Below are 15213 nucleotides of genomic sequence, written 5' to 3'. Positions count from 1 at the left end.
ACCATGCACACCGCAATCATCATCTTCTTCGGCCTGATCCTGCTGGCGCTGATGTTCTACATCGGCGAGCGCATCGGCTTCAGTCGGCAGACGCTGGCTTATGGTTTCGCGACGTTGTGGCTGGCATTGACGGTGATCAATGGCGCGGTCGGCGTGGTGCACGCGGGGCAGCCGCTGGGGTCGGAGATTGCGATTGGCAGCGCCGTGTTCGGGGTGCCGATCGCGGCGATGGTGTTGTTCATGGTGCTGAGCGCCGAGACCTGAAACCGTCCCGGCGCCCTGCCCCGATCAACGCACCAGATGCAGGAACTGCATGTGCCGTTCGTACTGGTCGAGGATGTCGTTGATGATCTGCTCCTTGGTGTAACCGACCAGATCGTAGTCCTGACTGCCCTCGCTCAGGTGCACCTCGGCGCGGTAGTAGCGACGATTGTTGAGCTGCTTGGAACCCATGCCGCCACGGGCGAACGACGGCGTGAAGTAACCACGCATCTGCACCTGATAGATGAACGGGTGCAGCTCGCCATGACCGATTTCCAGGCTGACGCTGTCGTGGGCCGGATCGGGTTGCGTAACAACATTCAGCCCCTTCTCGACGAACACCGCCGTCACTTCTTCGATGGCCGGTTTCACCGTGGTGTCCATGAAGCGGTACACCTCGTCCCGCGACGGGAAGTGCACGGCCTGACTCAGGCGCTGTCGCCAACCACCCTTGCCACGCCGTGAACCGGAGACCGGCGCCAGCGAATGAAGTTGCGCGATCTGCTTCTGCGACTCCAGATAGAACGCCTTGTGCAGGCCCCACATCATCAGCAGCAGAATCAGCGAGAACGGCAACGACGTCAGCACCACCGCCGACTTCAGTGCATCGATGCTGCCGGAGAACAGCAGCGCACTGGTGACCAGTGCAGTCATCGCCCCCCAGAACACCCGTAGCCATTTCGGCCCGTCTTCATCCGGATTGCCGCCCTTGGCCGACAGGGTCGAGAGCACCACCGTGCCGGAGTCGGCGGAGGTGACGAAGAACACGAAGCTGATGAACACCGTCACCGCGATGACGGTTTTGCTCCACGGGTAGGTTTCCAGCAGCAGGTAAAGGGTCATCGACGGGTTGTCGAGGGCCGACATGCCCAGTGCCGACATGCCGTGGTTGAGCACCTGATCGATGGCGCTGTTGCCGAAGATCGACATCCACGCCAGGGTGAAACCGAGCGGAATCAGCAGCACGCCGAAGACGAATTCGCGGATGGTCCGGCCACGGGAAATCCGTGCGATGAACAGGCCCACAAACGGCGACCATGCGATCCACCAGGCCCAGTAGAACACCGTCCAGCCACCGAGCCAGTCGCTCGGTTTGTCATAGGCGTAAAGGTCGAAACTCTTCATCGGTAACGCGCCGAGGTAATCACCGAGGTTCTGGATCAGGGTGTTGAGCAAATGCTGGGTGGGGCCGGCGAACAACACGAACAGCAGCAGCGCACAGGCCAGCAACATGTTGATGTCGGACATGACCCGCACGCCTTTATCCACTCCCGAGACGGCGACGATGATCGCCGCGCCCATCATCAGCGTGATCAGGCCGACCTGAATCCACTGGGTGTGGGCGATGCCGAACAGGTAGTCCAGACCGGAGTTGAGATGGAGTACGCCGAAGCCCATGTCCGCACCGAGGCCGAACACCGTGGCGATGATGCCGAAGCCGTCGACCGCGTAGCCGATGGGGCCGTTGATGCGTTTGCCGATCAGCGGGTACAGCGCCGAACGCAGGGCCAGCGGCAGGTTGTGTCGGTAGGCGAAATAAGCCAGCGCCATGCCGACAAAGGCGAACACGCCCCAGCCATGCAGGCCCCAGTGCAGAAACAGAATCTGCATCGCCTGACGCGCCGCATCCGCCGTGCCGGCCTCGCCTTGCGGCGGCTGGAGCATGTGGGTCAGCGGTTCGGATACGCAGAAGAAAAACAGCGTGATGCTGATCCCGGCGGCGAACAGCATGCCGGCCCAGGACAGGTAACTGAATTCGGGTTCGTCGTGGTCGGCACCGAGTTTGATCTTGCCGTAGCCCGATAACGCGGTGACCACCACGAAGACCAGATACAGGGTCATCGCGAGCATGTAGTACCAGCCGACCGTATTGGCCGCCCAGTTTTGCGCTTCAAGGAGCCAGGCGCCGGCCTGTTCCGGCATGGCGATGACCGTCAGGCCGAACAGCAGAATCACCGTCGCGGCGAACCAGAACACCGGCGGATTCATGCGTACCAGACCGCTGGCGGGGGTGGACGATGCACTCATGAATGGTGCACCTCAAGGGGTTGGGAAATGGCTGAAATAATCGGACTCAGCAAAGGCAAGCCTCCTGTTGTGAGCGGGCAGCGAACCGCCGGTTTAACTTGAATGAACGTTCAAGTTAAACATGGATAGCACGCTAAGGACTAATCGCAGGGCTCAGCGGTCACTTTCGTACGCTAGCTCAGGGAGGGGTATGACGTGGGTTTGAGGCAAATCGTTCACAGTAAAAGCAAAAGCCCCCTCACCCTAACCCTCTCCCGGGGGGAGAGGGGACTAATTGGGGGATGCTTGAGAGTTACGCCGACCTGATCCAGCTTTACCGAATCCATAATCGACTGGTTTTTTCAGGTCGATGTACATCGCAAGACACCTCGGTCGGCTCCCTCTCCCTCGGGGCGGTCCGACGTTTCGGGAGGGCTGGGGTGAGGGGTAGCCCTTTAGTGCATTACTTTTGAGTCCCGTCATCATGCTGCAGATTGGCCTGGGTCAGGTTGCACCCGGCCGGCACGCTGCGGGTCAGCCACACGTTGCCGCCGATGGTCGAACCCTTGCCGATGGTGATCCGCCCGAGAATCGTCGCGCCGGCGTAAATCACCACGTCGTCCTCGACAATCGGGTGCCGCGGATGGCCCTTCTGCAACTGGCCGTCCTCGTCCGCCGGGAAGCGTTTGGCGCCGAGGGTCACCGCCTGATAGATCCTGACGCGCTCGCCAATGATCGCGGTCTCGCCGATCACCACGCCGGTCCCGTGGTCGATGAAGAAACTGCGGCCGATCTGCGCACCGGGGTGAATATCGATGCCGGTCGCCGAGTGGGCGATTTCCGAACTGATCCGCGCCAGCAGCGGCAGACCCGCGCGATACAAATGGTGGGCCAGACGATGGTGAATCACCGCCAGAATCCCCGGATAGCACAGCAGCACTTCATCGACGCTGCGCGCCGCCGGGTCGCCGTGATACGCGGCCAGCACATCGGTGTCGAGCAGGCTGCGCAGGCCTGGCAGCGCCAGCGCGAAATCCTGAATGATCCTGATCGCCTGCGCCTCGACTTCGCTGTCATCCCGGGCGCTGTGGCGGGCGACGTAACGCAGTTCGAGTCGCGCCTGGGCCAGTAACGCGTTCAACGCAACATCGAGGGTGTGCCCGACGTAAAAATCCTCGCTCTCTTCACGCAGATCCACCGGCCCCAGACGCATCGGGAACAACGCGCCGCACAAGGCTTCGAGAATCTGCGCCATCGCATCACGGGACGGCAACTCGCGCCCGCCCTGCTCGCCGGAAGCACGGCCATTTTGTGCCCGCCACTGATCCCGCGCGGTACGCAGTTGGCTGACGATGGTCTGCAATTGCCAATGGCTGGAACGCTCGCTCACGGTAAAGACTCCTCACGGGCGGCCGGACTGTCTGGCCGCGTCAACGGCCACTACTTTACGGCAACGCCCCGGAAGCGAATTAAGAACCGATAGTGCTGGACTAAGCACATTTGGCTATAAGCGATTCACGGTTGCCCCGCTAAATCGGCGTGCCTATAGTCCTGACATCTCCTTGCATCAGTACGGACTCATGATCAAACAACAGCTGGACCGCTTTAACCGCCTCGACCTGCTCGGCCAACCGACCCCACTGGAAAAACTCGAGCGCCTGTCCACCTGGCTCGGCCGCGACATCTACATCAAGCGCGATGACCTGACGCCGCTGGCCATGGGCGGCAACAAGCTGCGCAAGCTCGAATACCTCGCCGCCGATGCCCTCGCCCAAGGCGCCGACACCCTGATCACTGCCGGCGCACTGCAATCGAACCACGTTCGCCAGACCGCCGCGCTGGCCGCGAAGCTGGGCCTGGGCTGCGTGGCGCTGCTGGAAAATCCGCTGGGTACCGACGACAGCAACTACACCGGTAATGGCAACCGCCTGCTGCTGGACCTGTTCGACACCAGGGTCGAGCTGGTCGACAACCTCGACAACGCCGACGAACAACTTGCCGCGCTCGCCGTGCGCCTGCGCAGCAACGGCAAGAAGCCATATCTGGTGCCGATCGGTGGTTCCAACGCCCTGGGCGCACTGGGTTACGTGCGCGCCGGCCTGGAGCTGGCGGAACAGATCAAGGACACCGGCCTGCAATTCTCCGCCGTCGTTTTGGCCTCGGGCAGCGCCGGCACTCACAGCGGTCTGGCACTGGCCTTGAGCGAAGCCCTGCCGCAGCTGCCGGTGATCGGCGTGACAGTATCGCGCAGCGAAGAAGATCAGCGCCCGAAAGTCCAGGGCCTGGCCGAACGCACCGCCGACCTGCTGGGTGTGGCGTTGCCCGAGAGTTTCAAGGTCGAGTTGTGGGACGAATACTTCGGCCCGCGTTACGGTGAACCGAATGCCGGGACACTGGCGGCGGTGAAGCTGATGGCGAGTCAGGAAGCCGTGCTGCTCGATCCGGTCTACACCGGCAAGGCCATGGCCGGGTTGCTCGACGGCATCGGTCGCGGGCGTTTCGACGACGGCCCGATCATTTTCCTGCACACCGGCGGAGCCCCGGCGTTGTTTGCCTACAAGGATTTTCTCTAGGCCTGAGCGCGTTCCCACGGCCTGCGTGGGAACGCTCAGCGTCGGCGCGAATTCATATTCACTAAATGCATAACAAATATAAAATTCATTATTTTCCATTCTAAAAGAACAGTCTTATAGTCTCGCCGCAGGCGAATTTCGCGGGAGACGCATAAGCTGCTTTAAGGCAGGATAGCGCTGTCGTTCAACTCCCGGATTCGCCAACTTTCCTTAAGCGTCTTCCATAAGAAAACACAGGGGCTTGTCATGATTCTTTCCGCACTACGTCGAAATCTGCTGGTAGGTTCACTGGGCCTGGCATTGAGCGCCGGTCTGATCAGCAGCGCCGTTGCCGGTGAGCAACTGCAACAGATCAAGGACAAAGGCGTTATCAACGTCGGCCTGGAAGGCACTTATCCACCGTTCAGCTTCGTCGATGCCGACGGCAAACTGTCGGGCTTCGAAGTCGAACTGTCCGAAGCCCTGGCCAAGAAGCTCGGCGTCAAAGCCAAGATTCAGCCAACCAAGTGGGATGGCATCCTCGCCGCGCTGGAATCCAAGCGTCTGGACGTTGTAGTCAACCAAGTGACCATCTCCGACGAGCGCAAGAAGAAGTATGACTTCTCCGAGCCGTACACCATCTCCGGGATTCAGGCGCTGGTGCTGAAGGACAAGGAAGCTGCGCTGAACATCAAGTCCGCTGCTGACCTGTCCGGCAAGAAAGTCGGCGTGGGCCTGGGCACCAACTACGAGCAGTGGGTTCGCGCCAACGTACCGGGTGCCGACGTTCGCACCTACGACGATGATCCGACCAAGTTCGCCGACCTGAACAACGGCCGCACCGACGCGATTCTGATCGACCGTCTGGCCGCGCTTGAATACGCCAAGAAAGCACCGAAAACCGTAGCGGCCGGTCAGGCGTTCTCCCGTCAGGAATCCGGTATCGCCCTGCGCAAAGGCGAGCCTGAACTGCTGGCGGCCTTGAACAAGGCCCTCGACGAGCTGCGTGCCGACGGGACCCTGGCCAAGATCTCGGAAAAGTACTTCCAAGCTGACGTCACTAAATAATGGAAGCAGCTTTCCAACTCGCACTGGACTCCGCGCCCTTTCTGCTCAAGGGCGCGTACTACACGGTAGTCCTCAGCCTCGGCGGCATGTTTTTCGGCCTGCTGCTGGGCTTTGGCCTGGCGCTGATGCGCCTGTCGCGTTTCAAATCGGTCAGCTGGCTGGCCCGCATCTACGTGTCGTTCTTTCGCGGCACGCCGTTGCTGGTGCAACTGTTCGTGATCTATTACGGCTTGCCGCAAATGGGTCTGGAACTCGACCCGCTGCCGGCGGCCCTGATCGGCTTCTCGCTGAACATGGCCGCTTACGCCTGTGAAATCCTGCGGTCCGCGATCGGTTCGATCGAACGCGGTCAGTGGGAAGCGGCTGCGAGCATTGGCATGACCCGCGCGCAGACCCTGCGCCGGGCCATCCTGCCGCAAGCGATGCGCACGGCGTTGCCGCCGCTGGGCAACAGTTTCATTTCACTGGTCAAGGACACCGCACTGGCTGCCACCATCCAGGTGCCGGAGCTGTTCCGTCAGGCGCAACTGATTACCGCCCGGACTTTCGAAGTCTTCACCATGTATCTTGCCGCCGCGCTGATCTACTGGATTCTGGCCACTGTGCTGTCGCACTTCCAGAACAAGTTGGAAGAGCGGGTCAATCGGCACGACCAGGAGTCCTGACCCCATGATTGTCGTGGAAAAACTGACGAAGCAGTTCAAGGGTCAAGTCGTGCTGAACGGCATCGATCTTGAAGTGAAAGAAGGCGAGGTCGTGGCAATCATCGGCCCCAGCGGCTCGGGCAAGACTACGTTCCTGCGCTGCCTGAACTTCCTCGAACAACCCACCAGCGGCCGGATCAAGGTCGGCGATATCGAGATCGATACCAGCCGCCCGCTGAACCAGCAGCAAAGCCTGGTGCGCAATCTGCGCCAGCACGTGGGCTTCGTGTTCCAGAACTTCAACCTGTTCCCCCACCGCACCGCCCTGGAAAACGTCATCGAAGGCCCGATCGTGGTCAAGAAGATGCCACGCGAGCAAGCCATTGCCCTGGGCAAGAAGCTGCTGGCCAAGGTCGGCCTGGCGGGCAAGGAAGACGCCTACCCACGGCGCCTGTCCGGTGGCCAGCAACAGCGTGTGGCGATTGCCCGGGCGCTGGCGATGGAGCCGGAAGTAATCCTGTTCGACGAGCCGACGTCGGCCCTCGACCCGGAACTGGTGGGCGAAGTACTGGCGACCATTCGCGGTCTGGCCGAAGAAAAACGCACCATGGTTATCGTTACCCACGAAATGGCATTTGCCCGTGACGTGGCCAACCGCGTGGTGTTTTTCGATAAGGGCGTGATCGTCGAACAAGGCGAAGCCAAAGCGCTGTTTGCCAATCCGAAAGAAGAACGCACACGACAGTTTCTCAGCAAGTTCCGCAACAACGGCTGACAACTTCACAAGTGCAACCACTCACTTCCACGGATGGAAGTAGTGCCCCCAAGTACACTCCCTCAAACATAAACAATCAAATCCTTTAAAATGCAGTACATATATATGTCCTGCAACATGTTCCCTGCGCGTAAAATTCGCCGCGCCTTGATTGTTCGCTTCGATAGAACACACAGCGAAACAAGCTAAAAACCGCAGCAATCCGTGGCTTTTTTCCCTGCGCAACCTAGGCCAACGGTCCCTTCGATGTAGGAAACTTCTGATTAATCGGTAATTCACGGATTAACTAATCCACTTGCTTGACACCTCTTCCGGCGAACTCTTATCTAGTCACCAACCGGCGCACGCTAGTTCAACAAGACACTTTAAAACCTGTACGAAACTCCGAAGTTTTATTGCCGGTTAATTCACGCCATTCGTTCTTTCAATAACGGACTTCGCTGCAAGGCTTCAAGGAGAGAAACCGATGACCTGCATTTCAAACACCCCGCTACTGGCACCACCGACCCTGGAAAAAGCTCACGGCTCCGGTATCAACCTTATGGCGGCCACGGACCTGTCGGTCGATATCGGGCCTTGGCACGGCATGGACAACGGCGACCTGATCGAGCTGTTCTGGGATGGCTACTACGTTGCTTCCCGCGTGTTGGAGGCCGGGGATGTCGGAAACACGGTCAGCCTGCGAGTACCGGAAAGTTTCATCATCAGCGGTTTGCCGCATGTGCATTACCGGGTGATGCAGGTCGGAAGAAACCCGGCGCTGTCGGCGAGCGCGCAGTTCCAGGTCAAGCTCGACTGCCCGGGCGGGCAATTTACGGCAGGCTGTGGGGAGGAGAACCAGTACCTGCTGCCGATCAGCCTTCCCGAGGTCATTCGCCGACGCGGGGTCAACCCGAACCAGATCAAGCGCGGCGTGCCTCTGACCATCGAGCCTTACCTGAACATGGCCGAAGGTGACGAAATCACCCTGCGCTGGGGCGACGTACGGATGGATCTGCCTCGTGTCGCTCAGGCCGATGTCGGCCACGGCATTCAGGTCTGGGTGCCTCCGGCAATCATCGTCGAAGCCGGCGAAGACCTGCGGCTGGATGTGACCTATTGCATCATCGACCGGGTCGGCAACAACTCGCGCTGGGCGCCGTCACGGACGCTGAAAATCGGTAGCGTGAATCCTTATCTGAAAGTGCCCTTGAAGCAGATTCCCATGGCCGCGAAGCGTAAAGCCAAGTGAGCTTTTGATCTTCTATACATATTCCTAAAAGTTAGTTTATTTAATTTTTATACACGCTTAGGGTATATGAACCGGACCACCGGACATTCTTTCGTTCGCCGCGCTTTTGCGGCGTTTTTCATGAGATGTGAGGTAGGTAGCATGGTCCGGAACACAATCACCCCAGTGCAAATCGCCAGGGCATTGCGTGCAGCCAAGGAGCGGCACTGATGTCCAGTCTGGCAGACGCAAACGTCCAGAGTGACCTGGACATCGCCCCGTTGTTGTTGCCTGCACAAGTGCTGCGCAACGACGCTCAAGCCATCAAGGCCGCCCACGAGCTGGCGCAAGTAGCCCGCGTGCAGGCTGCCAAACGCGACCGCCAGCGCAAGCTCCCGTGGTCGGAAATCGAACAGTTCACCCGCAGCGGTTTGGGCAGCATCGCCATCCCGCGCGAGTACGGCGGGCCGCAGGTTTCCTTCGTCACTCTGGCCGAAGTGTTCGCGATCATTTCCGCGGCCGACCCGGCGCTGGGGCAAATCCCGCAGAACCAGTTCGGCATCATCAACCTGATCCTCGGCAGCGCCACCGAAGAGCAGAAAAAGCAGCTGTTGCAGAGCGTGCTCGAAGGCTGGCGCATCGGTAACGCCGGGCCTGAGCGCGGCACCAAGGACACTCTGGAGCTGAAAGCGCGCATCACCGCCGATGGCGATGACTACGTGATCAACGGCCAGAAGTTCTATTCCACCGGCGCCCTCTTCGCCCACTGGGTGGCGGTCAAGGCACTCAACGATGACGGCAGGCAAGTCTTGGCCTTCGTCCGTCGTGGCACGCCAGGCCTGCGCATCGTCGATGACTGGTCGGGTTTCGGCCAGCGCACCACCGCCAGCGGCACGATCCTGCTGCACAACGTGCGGGTCGACGCCGGTCTTGTGGTGGACAACTGGAAGATCAACGAAAAGCCCAATACCCAGGGCGCGGTGTCACAGCTGATTCAAGCGGCGATCGACGCCGGCATCGCCCGTGGCGCCATCGATGACGCCATCGAATTCGTCAAGACCCGCGCCCGGCCGTGGATCGACGCCAACGTCGAGCGGGCCAGTGATGACCTCTACGTCATCGCCGACATCGGCAAGCTGAAAATCGAACTGCACGCCGCCGAAGCGCTGCTGCGCAAGGCCGGGCAAGTGCTGGATCAGGTGCACGCCGCGCCACTCACCGCCGAGTCCGCTGCCCGCGCGTCGATAGCCGTGGCCGAAGCCAAGGTGCTGACCACCGAGATCTCGCTGCTGGCCAGCGAAAAGCTCTTCGAACTGGCCGGCAGCCGCGCCACCCTCGCCGAATTCAATCTCGACCGTCACTGGCGCAACGCCCGGGTGCACACGCTGCACGACCCGGTGCGCTGGAAGTACCACGCGGTCGGCGCCTACCGCCTGAACGGAAAACTTCCGGCTCGCCATTCCTGGATCTGACGACCAGAACACTTTTGACCAGATCTCTGGAGAAACACATGACTCTTTCCCATCCTGTCGCGGTCATCACCAGCGACGAGCAAGCCCTGATCGTCGCCAGCGACCTGGCCGAAGACTTCCAGCGCGACAGCAACCTGCGCGACCGCGAACGCCGCCTGCCGCTGCCGGAACTCGACGTGTTTTCCCGCTCCGGTCTGTGGGGCATCAGCGTGCCCAAGGAGTACGGCGGTGCCGGCGTGTCCAACGTGACCCTGGCCAAAGTCATCGCCCTGATCGCCCGGGCCGATGGCTCGCTCGGGCAGATTCCACAGAACCATTTCTATGCCCTCGAAGTGCTCCGGGTGAACGGCAGCCACGAGCAGAAACAACGGCTATACGCCGAAGTCCTCGCCGGTCAGCGCTTCGGCAACGCCCTGGCGGAACTGGGCACCAGGACCGCCCATGACCGTGTCACCAGCCTCGAACGCGACGGCAGCGGCTATCGCATCAACGGCCGCAAGTTCTATGCGACCGGTGCTATCTACGCCCAACGGATTCCAACGTCCGTAGTCGATGAAAACGGCGTGCAGCAACTGGCCTTCGTCCCCCGCGACAGCAAGGGCCTAAACGTAATCGACGACTGGAGCGGCTTCGGCCAGCGCACTACCGGCAGCGGTTCGGTGGTGTTCGAAGACGTGTATGTCGCCGCTGAAGACGTCATTCCGTTTCAGAGCGCTTTCGAACGTCCGACCACCGTCGGCCCGCTGGCGCAGATTCTTCACGCCGCCATCGACACCGGCATCGCCCGCGCCGCCTACGAAGATGCGTTGCACTTCGTGCGCAGCAAGACCCGGCCATGGATTGATTCAGGCAACGACAAGGCCACCGAAGATCCGCTGACCCTCAAGAGTTTCGGCCACCTGAGCATTCGCCTGCACGCCACCGAAGCCTTGCTCGAACGTGCCGGCGAATTCCTCGATGCGGCCCAGGCCGAGACTAACGCCGAGACGGTTGCAGCGGCCTCGATTGCCGTCGCCGAAGCACGGGCGATCAGCACCGAAATCTCCCTGGCCGCCGGCAGCACACTGTTCGAACTGGCCGGCAGCCAGGCCACCCTGAGCGAGCACGGCCTCGACCGCCACTGGCGCAATGCCCGGGTTCACACCCTGCACGACCCGGTGCGCTGGAAGTATCACGCTGTGGGCAATTACTACCTCAACGATGAAAACCCTCCGCTGCGAGGGACCATCTGATGAGCAAGAAAAAAATCCTGCTCAATGCGTTCAACATGAACTGCATCGGCCACATCAATCACGGTTTGTGGACCCATCCACGCGACACCTCGACCCGATACAAGACCCTCGAATACTGGACCGAACTGGCGCAACTGCTGGAGCGTGGGCTGTTCGACGGACTGTTCATCGCCGACATCGTCGGCGTGTACGACGTCTACCAGAACTCGGTGGACGTCACCCTGAAAGAGTCGATCCAGCTGCCGGTCAACGACCCGCTGTTGCTGGTGTCGGCCATGTCTGCCGTGACGAAAAATCTGGGTTTCGGCCTGACCGCCAACCTGACCTACGAGCCGCCGTATCTGTTCGCCCGACGCATGTCGACCCTCGATCACCTGAGCCGTGGGCGGGTGGGCTGGAACATCGTCACCGGTTATCTGGACAGCGCCGCCAAGGCCATGGGCCTGAGCGAACAGGTCGAGCACGACCGACGTTACGACCAGGCCGACGAGTACCTCGAAGTGCTCTACAAACTCTGGGAAGGCAGCTGGGAAAACGGTGCGGTGCTCAACGATCCGCTGCAGCGGATCTATGCGCAGCCAGACAAGGTGCACAAGGTCGAGCACAAGGGCGAGTTCTATCAGGTCGAGGGTTATCACCTGTGCGAGCCGTCACCACAGCGCACGCCGGTGCTGTTCCAGGCTGGCAGCTCCGATCGCGGTCTGCTGTTCGCCGGGCGTCATGCCGAGTGCGTATTCATCAGCGGCCAGAACAAGCCGTCGACCAAGGTGCAAGTGGACAAGGTCCGCACCAGCGCCGCCGAAGCGGGTCGCAAGCCCGAGGACATCAAGGTGTTCATGGGCCTGAACGTGATCGTCGGCGAGACCGAGGAAGCGGCCTGGGCCAAGCACGCCGAATACCTGAGCTACGCCAGCGCCGAAGCGGGCGTGGCGCATTTCTCGGCGTCCACCGGTATCGATTTTTCCCAGTACGAAATCGATGAACCGATCCAGTACGTGAAGAGCAACGCGATCCAGTCCGCCACCAAGAATCTGCAGAACAACGACTGGACCCGGCGCAAACTGCTCGACCAGCACGCTCTGGGCGGGCGCTACATCACCGTGGTCGGCTCGCCGCAGCAAGTGGCGGATGAACTGGAATCGTGGATCGCCGAAACCGGTCTCGACGGCTTCAACCTGACCCGCATCGTCACCCCGGAAAGCTATGTGGATTTCATCGACCTGGTGATTCCGGAACTGCAACGGCGCGGCTCGTACAAGACTGCGTACGACAACGGCAGCCTGCGGGAAAAACTGTTTCACGGCGATGCGCATTTGCCGCAGCAACACACTGGCGCCCACTACCGACACACCTCCTCGCACTGACTGGAAAACCACCATGACCAAGAAGATCCTGTCCCACCCAGTCAAAGCACTGGCCCTGGCCTTCGGCCTGTTCAGCTCGGCCGTTTTCGCCGCCGATGCCCCGTTGAAAATCGGCACCACCGCCGCCTTCGCGATTCCGCTGGAAGCCGCCGTTGAAGAGGCCGGCAAACAGGGTCTGAAAGTCGAGCTGGTGGAATTCACCGACTGGATCGCGCCGAACGTCAGCCTCGCCGCTGGCGACATCGACGTGAACTACTTCCAGCACATCCCGTTCCTGGAAAACGCCAAGGCTGCCTCCGGTTTCGATCTGGTGCCGTTCGCCCCGGGGATCATCAACAACGTCGGCCTGTACTCGAAGAAATACAAAAGCTTCGATGAGCTGCCTGAGGGCGCCAGCGTCGCCATCGCCAACGACCCGATAAACAGCGGTCGCGGTCTGCAACTGTTGGCCAAGGCCGGGTTGATCACTCTGAAACCGGGCGTCGGCTACAAAGCCACCGAAGACGATATCGTCGCCAACCCGAAGAAGATCAAGATCCTCCAGGTCGAAGCCGTGCAACTGGTACGCGCCTACGATGACGCCGACCTGGTTCAGGGCTACCCGGCCTACATTCGTCTGGCGAAGACCTTCGATGCCGGCTCAGCGCTGCTGTTCGACGGCCTCGACCACAAGGAATACGTGATCCAGTTCGTGATCCAGCCAAAGAGCAAGACCGACCCGCGCCTGATCAAGTTCGTCGACATCTACCAGCATTCGCCGGCCGTACGCGCCGCGCTGGATAAGGCCCACGGCAAGCTGTACCAGGCCGGTTGGGAAAGCTGAGGATGACCGCGGCCATCCAACGGCGACTGGATCTTCCGGAGCCACCCGCGCTGGCACAGCGCACCGAGCTGCATCCCGAGCTGAACCGCGCCCACGTGCGTTTCGTCGGGCTCGGTAAAACCTACGACGGCAAACAAGGCCCGGTCGCCGCCCTGCAAGGCATCGATCTGGCGATCCAGCGCGGTGAAGTGTTCGGCATCATCGGTCGCAGCGGCGCCGGCAAGTCGTCGCTGATCCGCACCATCAACCGTCTCGAACAACCGACCTCGGGCCGGGTGCTGATCGATCAGGTGGACATCGGCGAGTACGACGAGGATCGCCTCGTCGCCCTGCGCCGGCGGATCGGCATGATCTTCCAGCACTTCAACCTGATGTCGGCGAAAACGGTGTGGCAGAACGTCGAACTGCCGCTGAAAGTCGCTGGCGTTCCGAAGGAGAAACGGGAGCAAAAGGTTCGCGAACTGCTGGAACTGGTGGGCCTGCAAGCCAAGCACAAGGCGTATCCGGCGCAGCTTTCCGGCGGGCAGAAACAGCGCGTCGGCATTGCCCGCGCACTGGTCCATGACCCGGACATTCTGCTGTGTGACGAAGCCACTTCGGCCCTCGATCCCGAAACCACCCAGTCGATCCTTGGCCTGCTGCGCGAGATCAACAAACGCCTTGGTTTGACCATCGTGCTGATCACTCACGAGATGGCCGTGATCCGGGAAATCTGCGACCGCGTCGTCGTGCTGGAACACGGCCGCGTCGTCGAGCAAGGTCCGGTCTGGGAAGTGTTCGGCAACCCACTGCACGAGGTCAGCCAGACCTTGCTCGCACCGCTGCAACACGCCTTGCCCGAAGAATTGCAAAACCGTTTGCAGGCGCAACCGTCGCCCGATGCCGCCGTGGTGCTGCGTTTGCAGTTCACCGGCAGCCAGCAGGATGAACCGGATCTGGCCGCGCTGTTCGCCGCGCTCGGTGGCCGGGTGAAATTGCTCCAGGGCGGCGTGGAACGGATTCAGGGGCATGCTCTGGGGCAACTACTGCTGGCAGTCGCAGGATCAAAGCTGAACGCCGAGCAATTGCGTCAGCGTGCCGGCCAGTGGGCACAACGCACGGAGGTGCTGGGTTATGTGGTTTGATCGCTTGCTGCAGGGTTTCATCGACACGTTTCTGATGGTTGGCGTGTCATCGTTGATCGCGCTGCTGGCGGGGATTCCGATGGCGGTGATTCTGGTCACCAGTGACAAGGGCGGCATCTACGAAGCGCCGGTTCTAAATCGAGCGTTGGGTGCGTTCGTGAATCTGTTCCGTTCGATTCCGTTCCTGATTTTGATGGTGGCACTGATTCCGTTCACCCGCTTGATCGTCGGCACCACCTACGGCGTGTGGGCGGCCGTTGTGCCGCTGACCATTGCGGCCACGCCGTTCTTTGCGCGGATTGCCGAAGTGAGCCTGCGCGAAGTCGACCACGGTTTGATCGAAGCCGCGCAAGCCATGGGCTGCCGGCGCTGGCACATCATCTGGCATGTGTTGTTGCCCGAGGCATTGCCGGGGATTGTCGGCGGTTTCACCATCACCCTGGTGACGATGATCAACTCGTCGGCCATGGCCGGGGCGATTGGCGCCGGCGGCCTGGGTGACATCGCTTATCGCTACGGCTATCAGCGCTTCGACAGCCAGATCATGCTGACCGTAATCGTGCTGCTGGTGGCGCTGGTGGCGCTGATTCAACTGGGCGGCGACCGTCTGGCGCGGGGGTTGAACAAGCGCTGAGCCATCACACAAACGCCGGGCGGCCCGTTGTCTGGCGTGGCCAGGCC

The 15213-nt window shown here is 61.0% G+C and carries 14 protein-coding genes; 12 read left to right on the top strand and 2 right to left on the bottom strand.

Annotation, left to right across the window (positions count from 1 at the left end; translation table 11 throughout):
• The first annotated feature begins 3 nt into the window (after positions 1-3).
• The gene (locus ACW9HX_RS21115) at positions 4-264 is read left to right on the top strand and encodes a hypothetical protein (RefSeq protein ID WP_457382099.1); all 261 of its coding nucleotides are present in this window, start codon (positions 4-6) and stop codon (positions 262-264) included.
• A gap of 24 nt (positions 265-288) precedes the next feature.
• On the opposite strand, the gene betT is transcribed toward ACW9HX_RS21115, so the two are convergent.
• Both betT and epsC read right to left on the bottom strand, forming a co-directional pair.
• Complete coding sequence (betT, locus tag ACW9HX_RS21110) at positions 289-2250, bottom strand: choline transporter BetT (protein WP_457382108.1); 1962 nt, start codon at positions 2248-2250, stop codon at positions 289-291.
• 481 nt (positions 2251-2731) lie between these two features.
• Positions 2732-3658 carry a serine O-acetyltransferase EpsC gene (gene epsC, locus ACW9HX_RS21105; protein ID WP_085733345.1) on the bottom strand — a complete coding sequence of 309 codons (927 nt, stop codon included), beginning with the start codon at positions 3656-3658 and terminating at the stop codon, positions 2732-2734.
• 190 nt (positions 3659-3848) lie between these two features.
• Here epsC and ACW9HX_RS21100 point away from each other — a divergent pair, with 190 nt between their 5' ends.
• The 11 genes from ACW9HX_RS21100 to ACW9HX_RS21050 all read left to right on the top strand — a co-directional run bounded on the left by ACW9HX_RS21100 (position 3849) and on the right by ACW9HX_RS21050 (position 15166).
• Positions 3849-4841 carry a D-cysteine desulfhydrase gene (locus ACW9HX_RS21100; RefSeq protein ID WP_457382098.1) on the top strand — a complete coding sequence of 331 codons (993 nt, stop codon included), beginning with the start codon at positions 3849-3851 and terminating at the stop codon, positions 4839-4841.
• Between the two features lie 246 nt (positions 4842-5087).
• Entirely contained in the window at positions 5088-5888 is an 801-nt protein-coding gene (gene tcyJ / locus ACW9HX_RS21095; RefSeq protein WP_457382097.1) for a cystine ABC transporter substrate-binding protein, read from the top strand.
• A complete protein-coding gene (gene tcyL, locus ACW9HX_RS21090) occupies positions 5888-6553 on the top strand; it encodes a cystine ABC transporter permease (RefSeq protein WP_085733348.1) in 666 nt (221 codons plus the stop codon). Before tcyJ ends, tcyL begins: the two co-directional genes overlap by 1 nt.
• Positions 6554-6557: 4 nt before the next feature.
• Complete coding sequence (gene tcyN, locus ACW9HX_RS21085) at positions 6558-7307, top strand: L-cystine ABC transporter ATP-binding protein TcyN (RefSeq protein ID WP_457382096.1); 750 nt, start codon at positions 6558-6560, stop codon at positions 7305-7307.
• A gap of 466 nt (positions 7308-7773) precedes the next feature.
• Entirely contained in the window at positions 7774-8538 is a 765-nt protein-coding gene (locus tag ACW9HX_RS21080; RefSeq protein WP_457382095.1) for a hypothetical protein, read from the top strand.
• 209 nt (positions 8539-8747) lie between these two features.
• Positions 8748-9989 carry an SfnB family sulfur acquisition oxidoreductase gene (locus tag ACW9HX_RS21075; RefSeq protein ID WP_457382094.1) on the top strand — a complete coding sequence of 414 codons (1242 nt, stop codon included), beginning with the start codon at positions 8748-8750 and terminating at the stop codon, positions 9987-9989.
• A 38-nt stretch (positions 9990-10027) separates the two neighbouring features.
• Positions 10028-11221, top strand: a complete 1194-nt coding sequence (locus tag ACW9HX_RS21070; protein ID WP_457382093.1) for an SfnB family sulfur acquisition oxidoreductase — start codon at positions 10028-10030, stop codon at positions 11219-11221.
• Entirely contained in the window at positions 11221-12585 is a 1365-nt protein-coding gene (locus ACW9HX_RS21065) for an LLM class flavin-dependent oxidoreductase (RefSeq protein ID WP_457382092.1), read from the top strand. The genes ACW9HX_RS21070 and ACW9HX_RS21065 overlap by 1 nt, the downstream gene beginning before the upstream one ends.
• Before the next feature lie 13 nt (positions 12586-12598).
• Complete coding sequence (locus tag ACW9HX_RS21060; protein WP_457382091.1) at positions 12599-13408, top strand: MetQ/NlpA family ABC transporter substrate-binding protein; 810 nt, start codon at positions 12599-12601, stop codon at positions 13406-13408.
• Positions 13409-13410: 2 nt separating this feature from the next.
• A complete protein-coding gene (locus ACW9HX_RS21055; protein WP_457382090.1) occupies positions 13411-14532 on the top strand; it encodes a methionine ABC transporter ATP-binding protein in 1122 nt (373 codons plus the stop codon).
• Entirely contained in the window at positions 14522-15166 is a 645-nt protein-coding gene (locus tag ACW9HX_RS21050) for a methionine ABC transporter permease (protein WP_457382089.1), read from the top strand. Before ACW9HX_RS21055 ends, ACW9HX_RS21050 begins: the two co-directional genes overlap by 11 nt.
• Positions 15167-15213 lie beyond the last annotated feature (47 nt).

It is taken from the genome of Pseudomonas sp. SDO52101_S400 (genome assembly GCF_054071635.1).
This window is presented reverse-complemented; position numbering and strand designations above follow the sequence as displayed.

Excerpts from the sequence above, each read along its gene's own strand:
- ACW9HX_RS21115 (WP_457382099.1), top strand. The coding sequence starts at position 4 with ATGCACACCGCAATCATCATCTTCTTCGGCCTGATCCTGCTGGCGCTG.
- betT (WP_457382108.1), bottom strand. The coding sequence starts at position 2,250 with ATGAATCCGCCGGTGTTCTGGTTCGCCGCGACGGTGATTCTGCTGTTC.
- ACW9HX_RS21100 (WP_457382098.1), top strand. The coding sequence starts at position 3,849 with ATGATCAAACAACAGCTGGACCGCTTTAACCGCCTCGACCTGCTCGGC.
- tcyJ (WP_457382097.1), top strand. The coding sequence starts at position 5,088 with ATGATTCTTTCCGCACTACGTCGAAATCTGCTGGTAGGTTCACTGGGC.
- tcyL (WP_085733348.1), top strand. The coding sequence starts at position 5,888 with ATGGAAGCAGCTTTCCAACTCGCACTGGACTCCGCGCCCTTTCTGCTC.
- tcyN (WP_457382096.1), top strand. The coding sequence starts at position 6,558 with ATGATTGTCGTGGAAAAACTGACGAAGCAGTTCAAGGGTCAAGTCGTG.
- ACW9HX_RS21080 (WP_457382095.1), top strand. The coding sequence starts at position 7,774 with ATGACCTGCATTTCAAACACCCCGCTACTGGCACCACCGACCCTGGAA.
- ACW9HX_RS21075 (WP_457382094.1), top strand. The coding sequence starts at position 8,748 with ATGTCCAGTCTGGCAGACGCAAACGTCCAGAGTGACCTGGACATCGCC.
- ACW9HX_RS21070 (WP_457382093.1), top strand. The coding sequence starts at position 10,028 with ATGACTCTTTCCCATCCTGTCGCGGTCATCACCAGCGACGAGCAAGCC.
- ACW9HX_RS21065 (WP_457382092.1), top strand. The coding sequence starts at position 11,221 with ATGAGCAAGAAAAAAATCCTGCTCAATGCGTTCAACATGAACTGCATC.
- ACW9HX_RS21060 (WP_457382091.1), top strand. The coding sequence starts at position 12,599 with ATGACCAAGAAGATCCTGTCCCACCCAGTCAAAGCACTGGCCCTGGCC.
- ACW9HX_RS21055 (WP_457382090.1), top strand. The coding sequence starts at position 13,411 with ATGACCGCGGCCATCCAACGGCGACTGGATCTTCCGGAGCCACCCGCG.
- ACW9HX_RS21050 (WP_457382089.1), top strand. The coding sequence starts at position 14,522 with ATGTGGTTTGATCGCTTGCTGCAGGGTTTCATCGACACGTTTCTGATG.